At 67.7% G+C, this 7,391-nt stretch carries 10 protein-coding genes; 3 read left to right on the forward strand and 7 right to left on the reverse strand.

The window, feature by feature from the left end; genetic code table 11:
- Window positions 1-121: 121 nt before the first annotated feature.
- From ACWDNU_RS44535 to ACWDNU_RS44550, 4 genes are all read right to left on the reverse strand, one after another.
- Window positions 122-730, reverse strand: coding sequence for a response regulator (locus tag ACWDNU_RS44535; protein WP_449673286.1), 609 nt, complete (start codon window positions 728-730; stop codon window positions 122-124).
- Window positions 727-1,788, reverse strand: coding sequence for a sensor histidine kinase (locus ACWDNU_RS44540; protein ID WP_449673287.1), 1,062 nt, complete (start codon window positions 1,786-1,788; stop codon window positions 727-729). The genes ACWDNU_RS44535 and ACWDNU_RS44540 overlap by 4 nt, the downstream gene beginning before the upstream one ends.
- A 10-nt stretch (window positions 1,789-1,798) precedes the next feature.
- The gene (locus ACWDNU_RS44545) at window positions 1,799-2,206 is read right to left on the reverse strand and encodes a hypothetical protein (protein WP_449673288.1); all 408 of its coding nucleotides are present in this window, start codon (window positions 2,204-2,206) and stop codon (window positions 1,799-1,801) included.
- 143 nt (window positions 2,207-2,349) lie between these two features.
- Entirely contained in the window at window positions 2,350-2,865 is a 516-nt protein-coding gene (locus ACWDNU_RS44550; RefSeq protein ID WP_449673289.1) for a hypothetical protein, read from the reverse strand.
- A 102-nt stretch (window positions 2,866-2,967) separates the two neighbouring features.
- Between ACWDNU_RS44550 and ACWDNU_RS44555 the strand changes: the two genes are divergently transcribed.
- The gene (locus ACWDNU_RS44555) at window positions 2,968-3,336 is read left to right on the forward strand and encodes a hypothetical protein (RefSeq protein ID WP_449673290.1); all 369 of its coding nucleotides are present in this window, start codon (window positions 2,968-2,970) and stop codon (window positions 3,334-3,336) included.
- 545 nt (window positions 3,337-3,881) lie between these two features.
- Here the strand turns inward: ACWDNU_RS44555 and ACWDNU_RS44560 are convergent.
- Window positions 3,882-4,571: an alpha/beta fold hydrolase gene (locus ACWDNU_RS44560; protein ID WP_449673291.1), complete on the reverse strand. Its 690-nt coding sequence runs from the start codon at window positions 4,569-4,571 to the stop codon at window positions 3,882-3,884.
- Between the two features lie 85 nt (window positions 4,572-4,656).
- Window positions 4,657-5,421, reverse strand: coding sequence for an AraC family transcriptional regulator (locus ACWDNU_RS44565; RefSeq protein WP_449673292.1), 765 nt, complete (start codon window positions 5,419-5,421; stop codon window positions 4,657-4,659).
- A gap of 86 nt (window positions 5,422-5,507) precedes the next feature.
- Here ACWDNU_RS44565 and ACWDNU_RS44570 point away from each other — a divergent pair, with 86 nt between their 5' ends.
- Window positions 5,508-6,272: a sulfite exporter TauE/SafE family protein gene (locus tag ACWDNU_RS44570; RefSeq protein ID WP_449673293.1), complete on the forward strand. Its 765-nt coding sequence runs from the start codon at window positions 5,508-5,510 to the stop codon at window positions 6,270-6,272.
- Here ACWDNU_RS44570 and ACWDNU_RS44575 read toward each other — a convergent pair.
- Window positions 6,265-6,621, reverse strand: a complete 357-nt coding sequence (locus tag ACWDNU_RS44575) for an ArsC/Spx/MgsR family protein (RefSeq protein WP_116206788.1) — start codon at window positions 6,619-6,621, stop codon at window positions 6,265-6,267. The genes ACWDNU_RS44570 and ACWDNU_RS44575 overlap by 8 nt on opposite strands.
- Before the next feature lie 110 nt (window positions 6,622-6,731).
- Between ACWDNU_RS44575 and ACWDNU_RS44580 the strand changes: the two genes are divergently transcribed.
- Window positions 6,732-7,265, forward strand: coding sequence for a GNAT family N-acetyltransferase (locus ACWDNU_RS44580; protein ID WP_370939972.1), 534 nt, complete (start codon window positions 6,732-6,734; stop codon window positions 7,263-7,265).
- Window positions 7,266-7,391: the final 126 nt, after the last annotated feature.

The raw sequence follows: 7,391 nt of genomic DNA on the forward strand, positions 1-7,391 counted from the left end.
GGTTTTTTTTTAAAGAAATATGACCCGCCTTGACAAGCACCCCCGAACCGTCAGCACAATCAAGCTTCGGGGTGCCCCACGCAACCACCAAGCGATGTCGCCGCCAGGCGACGAGCCAAACTCACAACCACCCCCGATCATCAGCAACCCGAACCGCCCCCATCCGATTCCGGGCCCCAGTCTTGGCAATAGCCCCAGACAAATAATTCCGCACAGTCCCCTCAGACAAATACAAACTCCCCGCGATCTCGGCAACCGACCCCCCACCCCGAGCCGCGATCAACACATCCCTTTCCCGAGCAGTCAACGGCGATTCCCCAGCAGCCAATGTCGCCACCGCCAACGCCGGATCCACCACCCGCTCCCCATGCATCACCCGCCGAATAGCGTCCCCCAACGCCTCCGCCGGAGCATCCTTAACCACAAACCCAACCGCCCCGGCCTCCATAGCCCGCCGCAAATACCCAGCCCGCCCGAACGTCGTCAAAACCACCACCCGACACCCAGGCACCTGCTCCGCCAAAACAGCAGCCGCGGCCAACCCGTCCAACCCAGGCATCTCAATATCCAGCAACGCCACATCCGGGGAACACTCCAACGCAGCCCCCACCACCTCATCCCCCCGCCCGACCTGAGCGACGACCTCAAAGTCGTCCTCAAGATCAAGCAGAGTCCCCAACGCCTGCCGCACCAGCACCTGATCATCAGCGAGCAACAACCGAATAGTCACGATTCCCCCACCGTCACCCGCAACCGCCACCCCCGAGGCCGCACCGCCCCGGCCTCCATCCGCCCGCCGGCGGCAACCACCCGATCCAGCAACCCGGAAAGCCCATTCCCCGGATCCGCCGAAGAACCAACACCGTCGTCCCGAATCTCCACGGCATCCCCCGAAACGATCACCGCACAAGCAGTAGCCCGAGAATGCCGAACCACATTAGTCAGCCCCTCCCGGACCACCCACCCGAACAATTCCTGATGCGGCCCATCCACCGCGGTAGGAAAATCCGCGCTGATCCCGGCAGCCCGCAACAATTCCCGTCCCCGTGCAAGCTCTCCGGCAAGCGTCACATCCCGATACCCGGAAACCGCCGCCCGAACATCCGCGAGCGCCTGCCGAGACAACTGCTCGACCTCACCGATCTCGTCCACAGCCCGCCCATCCCCCTTAGCCGCGAGCCGCCGGGCGAGATTGCTCTTCACCGTGATCGCGGTAAGCGAATGCCCAAGCAAATCATGCAAGTCCCGCGAAATCCGCGACCGTTCCGCGTCCGCGGCCAACCGCTCCACCTCCGCCCGGGCCTGCACCAACGCCCGATTCGCCCGCAGTGCCTCCGCGAACGCGACGACCACCAACACCGTGAACACCAACGCCGCCGCCTGCGCCCACCCCGGGTCGGCATGCCAGACCGCCCAAGGCACCACCACAGTCACCGCAGCGGCGATCGGCACAATGACCACGCCCCAACGCGGCAACCGCGGAACAGCGAGGGACACCACCACCGCAAGCAGGTAGAACGCATTAGCCCGCGCGATCGGCAACACCACGCCGAACAGCGCCGTCAACACGCCGGTCAGAATCCAGAAAGCCTTGCTCCGGAACTGGTAAGCAGCGACGGCCGCCCCGACGTAGCAGGCACAGAACGCCAGCAGAACGACCACCGCCACCGGCTGGCCGGCAGTCTGGGCGAGAACGATCAGGGGGTACACCAGGAGGCCGGCGTCCAGCACAAGCCGGCGCCAGCCCAGTACCCAGCGTTGCGCGTCGGAATCGGGGCCGCGGTCCACGTCCGGCACGCTACTCGGAGAACAGCGAGCGCACGGGCCGTCCGTTGACCAAGACGACCACCCCCAGCAGAAGCAGCCCGCAGACGCCCTGCTCAAGCCGGACCCACAGCGGCAGGAATCCCGGAATCGACACGATGACGATGATCGCGACCGTCATCACCGCCGACACGATCCGGAGCCGCAGCAGCCCTCGTTTCGACCCGCGCGCCGCGCTTCTCGCGAACAGGAACGTGAGCAGCGCACTGGCGGCCACGATCGTGGCGCGGACCCAGACGACGTCGGTGACCATCGACGGGTCATTGCGGAGAAGGAAGATCGCGCCGAGGGTGAGCACGCTCAACGCCAGGTAGGCCCCGGTGAGGGCGCGGACCGCCCGGATGCGTGGTTGTTCGGAAACCGTTGCGGGACGGGAGTTCATGACTGTCCTTTCCGGACCCTTAGCCGGTCCGGCGGATCCGGAACCGCTTGCCCGTCCAATGGTGGTCGGACGGGCAAGCGGGCCGTAGTGTCACCGCGCATCGGTGCGCGGTGACATTTGTCAGAACCCGGTCATCCGCGCCGTCAGCGGGCGGCGGTGAGCTTCGGCCCGATCGCCGCGCCGACGACCACGAGCACGCCGCCGAGGACGAGCAGATACGCGCCGAGGCCGATCTTCGACAGGTCCTCGTAGAACATCGCGATGATGCCCGCGATGTGGAAGGCCAGCATGAGGGTGGCCCGGCCCGCGAAGACGGTGCGGTACCACCAGAAGTTCGGCGGAGTGAGTTCCTTGCGCCGGATCCCGCTCAGCCAATAGGCGGACTTCTTCGTGCGCAGCGCGCCGAGCGTCCACGGCAGAGTGGACAGCAACGTCGCGGCGATCAAGATGAAGGCGAGGAACCGCACGTACATCGCGGCGAAGCTGTCCATGCCGGACGTCATCGTGCTGAAGGCGTCGATGAAGGTGACCGAGGCGCTTTGTGAGCCCCTGGTGAAGGTGACCCAGGGGATGAAAAGGGCGACGATCTCGAGGATCGCGCCGAGCGCCACCGGAATGGCGCCGAGCCCCGGCGTGGTGAGCGGCTGGTTCTGGGGCAAGAAGCCCTGGCCGGGCTGGGGTGCGGCGTAACCGGCTCCCGGCTGCTGGGGCGGGTAGCCCGGCTGTTGTGCTGGATAACCCTGCTGGCCGGGGTAAGCCGGTTGACCGGGGTACGGCTGACCCGGCTGGAACTGACCGGGTTGCGGCTGGCCTGGCTGGGGCTGGCCCGGCTGGAACTGACCGGATTGCGGCTGGCCTGGCTGGAACTGACCGGGTTGCGGCTGGCCAGGATGCGGCTGGCCCGGTTGCCCCGGGTACTGCCCCTGCCCGGGGTATTGCCCCGGCTGCCCGGCTTGGCCCGGGTACGTGCCCGGCGCGGACTGGCCCGGGTGCTGCTGCGCGGGCTGCCCGTACTGCGGAGACTGCCCAGGCTGCTGCGGGTAACCGGCCCCCGGCGGAGGTGCCTGCCATCCCGGCGGAACCGCACCCGGCTCCTGCGGCGTGCCCGGCTGCTCCTGTGGACCCCCTGAGGTACTCATGGCCGCCGATGGTAACTGCCGCACCAACCCGGCGAACGGCGAAAGTCCGGCTCGGCCATGACAAGTCCGCACAACGGGACCAGACGGCTCCCCGAGCACTGCACAAACGGGGCCGCTGACCAGGCCAATCACCGGATCCGCGCCCGGGGAATCACGCGGCCGGACCGCCGGGCCGAGTCCGCCACATCGCGCCCCCGCACCTCGATCTCCGCCCGCCGATCGCCACATCGCAACCGCGCACCTCGATCTCCGCCCGCCGATCGCCACATCGCGCCCCCGCATCACGATCTCCGCCAGCCGATCGGCGCAACGCACCCGCCGCATCGACTCCAGACCGCACCGCGCGAACCGGTGCCGCGCGCCCGCCGACCACCCCACGATCCAGCGCCATGCACGCGCGCCGGCGCACCAGGCGAACTGGCACCCCGCCCCTAGCCGCGCGGCGTAGAGCGGCCCCCACCCCCGACCCGCGCTGCGCCTCGCCCGCGCTGCGCACCTATCCCGGCGCAGCGCGGACCAGCCTCATTCGCCCAAGGTCAGCGGGCAGCGCGCAGGATCAGCTCCGCCACCACGTCCGGCTGCGAAACCAGCACCGCGTGCGAAGCGTCGGCCACCTCGACTACCTCCGCCTCCGCGCGTTCCGCCATGAAACGCTGCGCCGCGGGCGGGATGTTCTTGTCCGCAGTCGGAATGAGGCTGTAGACCGGCAATTCCTTCCACGCCGGGGCGGGCGAAGCCTCGTCCAAGGCCGCGGCAGCGATCGGGCGTTGTCCTGCGGCCATCAGCCGGGCTTGCGCGGCGGGAACGTCCGCGGCGAACTGCTGGTGGAACAGGTCCTGCCGGACATAAAGGTCGACGCCCTCAGGCAGGGCGACCTGCTCCAACGTCTCGCCGAGGGTCCCACCAGGGAACTTTCCGGCCAGTTCGCCCGCGCTCTCGCCCTCGTCCGGGACGAAGCCCGCGATGTAGACCAGCGCCCGCACCCCGGGATGGCCCGCGGCGGCGGCCGAGATCACAGAGCCGCCGTAGGAGTGGCCTACCAGGACGATCGGGCCTTCGATGCTGTCCAGCAAAGACCGCACGTAGGCGGCGTCCTCGGCGACTCCGCGCAGCGGGTTCGCCGCCGCGATCACCCGGTGTCCGGCGGCTTGCAGCCGCTCGATCTCCCCGTTCCAGCTGGACGAATCCGCGAACGCGCCGTGCACCAGAACGACAGTGGCAGTCATGGGGTCCTCCTCAGAGAAAGTTCCGAACGAGGACAACAGTACAACTTAGTTGTACACAATCAAGTTGCACCCAATGAGACTTGGGTCACGGCTCTCGGTACGACCGGGGCGGGGTGCCCAGCAGGCGGCTGAACATCGTCGTGAACGCGGCCGGGCTTTCGTATCCGAGGGTGACCGCGACGTCCGCCACCGGAAGGTCCGCGGCGAGCAGCGGGAGCGCGTGCAGCACGCAGGCCCGCTCTCGCCAACGGGCGAAGCTCAGGCCCGTTTCGGCGCGGAACAGCCGGTGCAGGGTGCGTTCGCTGACGTGCAACTCCTCCGCCCAGCGCGACGGGGGATCGTGGACGTCGGGAGCGTCCGAAAAGGACTGACACAGCGCGCGCAAGCCTTCGTGCCGCGGCCAAGGGAGTTCCAGCGGCAGCGGAACGCAGCGGGAGATTTCGTGCAGCAACAATGAAATCAGTGCGGCATCGCGGCCGCGGCGAGGGTATTCCGGGACGACATCCACGGCTTCCCGGAGCAATTCGCGCAGCAGGGGCGAGACGTCGACAGTCTGGCACCGGCGCGGGAACCACGGCACGGCGGACGGTTCCAGGTAGAGACTGCGCGTGGTCACGTTCATCATCACGACGCTGTGGTCGGTCTCCGGCGGGATCAGCACCGCGCGCCGGGTCGGGACGGTCCACGTTCCGTCGGCCGTTCCGACCCGCATGGAGCCGGTGGCGCCGTAGAGGAACTGCGCGCGGCGGTGGCGATGCGGCGGCAGGAAGTGATCCGGCGGGTAGTCCGTGCTGATCGCGAGCACGGCCCTCGGGAGGGCGTCGACCTCGGACAACGGAACGTTGCGCATGCCTCCAGGGTAGGTGTCCGAAGCTCGAAAGAACCTGGCGAATCTTCGGATGCGCGCCGCACCCCGCACGACCTACCTTGAAGCCAGTGTTGACCTCGATCCTGATTCTTCTGCTCTTCGGCTGCTTGAGCGGCGTGACGACCGTGCTATTCGGCTTCGGCGGCGGATTCGTCACCGTGCCGGTGGTCGCGGCGGTCACGAGCCGCGGCGACGCGATGCATGTCGCCGTCGCTACCTCCACCGCGGTGATGGTCGTGAACGCGATCAGCGCGACCGTCGTGCAGGCCCGGGCCGGACGGCTCCGGCGCGATTACATCTGGCCGCTCGCCGCGTTCGTCGCGATCGGTGCCGTGCTGGGTTCGGTGGCCGCGACCTATGCCGGGGACGGACTGTTGCGCGTCCTGTTCATCGTCTACCTTGCAGTGACCATTGTGGACAGCCTCGCGCGCGGCGGATTCCTTAAGCCGCAAGGGGAACCGAAACCGTTGAGCATGTTCACGACCACCGCGGGCGGCGTAGGAATCGGTGCGGTGGCGAGTTTTCTCGGGGTGGGCGGCAGCGTGATGACGGTGCCGTTGTTGCGCCGCAAGGGGCTTCCGATGGCGGACGCGGCCGCGATGGCGAACCCGCTCAGTGTTCCGGTCGCGGTGGTGGCCACCGCGGTTTACGCGACGGCGGGCGGCGGACCGTCAGGATACCTCGACCCGATCGCGGGCGCGGCGCTGCTGGCCGGTTCACTGCCGACGATCGCGCTCGTCCGGCGGGTCGCCGACCGGTTGCCGGACAAGGTGCATGCCGTCGCGTACGTGGTGCTGCTGGCGGCGGCGCTGATCGCCGTGGCGGTCAGCTGAGCACCGACCGGACGGTTTCCTCGTCGCGGGCGACCACTGTGGTGCCGTCGTCGGCGGTGATGATCGGACGCTGGATCAGCTCCGGGTGCTCGGCGAGCGCGGCGATCCACCGTGGACGGTCTTCCGGAGTCCGGGTCCAGGATTTCAGCCCGAGTTCACCGGCGATTTTCTCGCCGGTGCGGGTGATGTGCCACGGGTCGAGGCCGAGCCGGTCGAGCACCGCGACGAGTTCCGCCTCGGTCGGCGGGTCCTCCAGATAGCGGCGCACGGTGTACTCCGCGCCTGCCTCGTCGAGCAGCGACACCGCCGAGCGGCACTTCGAACAACGCGGGTTCACCCAGATCTCCACGCGCGCAGTCTAACCCGCCCCATATCGGGAGGAGTCCTTGCCGGACAAGAGCCTTCGGTGCGTCCTGCATCACCTGCCCGGACCGGGTGGAACGGGCGTACCGTTCGTACATGACCCTGCCGCTGACCACCGACCGTCTCGTGATCCGGGACTGGACGGCTGACGACGCCGAAGCCGCGTTTCAGATCTACGGCTCTTCCGATGTGACGCATTGGCTGACACCCGCCATGGACCGCGTTGGCGACGCTGCCGCGATGCGGTCGGTGTTGCAGGCCTGGCAGGAGGCGCAGCCTAATTTGCTTCCGCCTCGGGGGAGGTGGGCTGTTGAGCTGCGTTCTGATGGGCGGGTTATCGGGGGGCTGGGGATTCGGTTGTTGCCGCCTTATCGGGAGGATTTGGAGCTCAGTTGGCAGTTGCGGCCCGAGGAGTGGGGGCACGGGTATGCGACTGAGGCTGGGCGGGCGTTGGTGGAGTGGGCGTTTTCCCAGGATGGGACTGATGAGTTGTTCGCGGTGGCGAGGCCTGGCAATTCCCGGGCTATTGCCACTGCGGAGCGGATTGGGATGCAGTGGGTCGGGGAGACTACTAAGTATTACGATTTGAGGTTGCAGGTTTATCGGGTTCGGCGAGGGGATGTTGTCTGAGTCTCGGCTCGTCGCCTGGCGGCGACATTGCCGTCCTTGGTTGCGTGGGGCACCCCGAAGCTTGATTGTGATGACGGTCTGAGGGTGGTTGTCAAGGCTGGAAAGATGCCTTGACAACCACCCTCA

This window comes from Amycolatopsis sp. NPDC003676 (assembly GCF_053587275.1).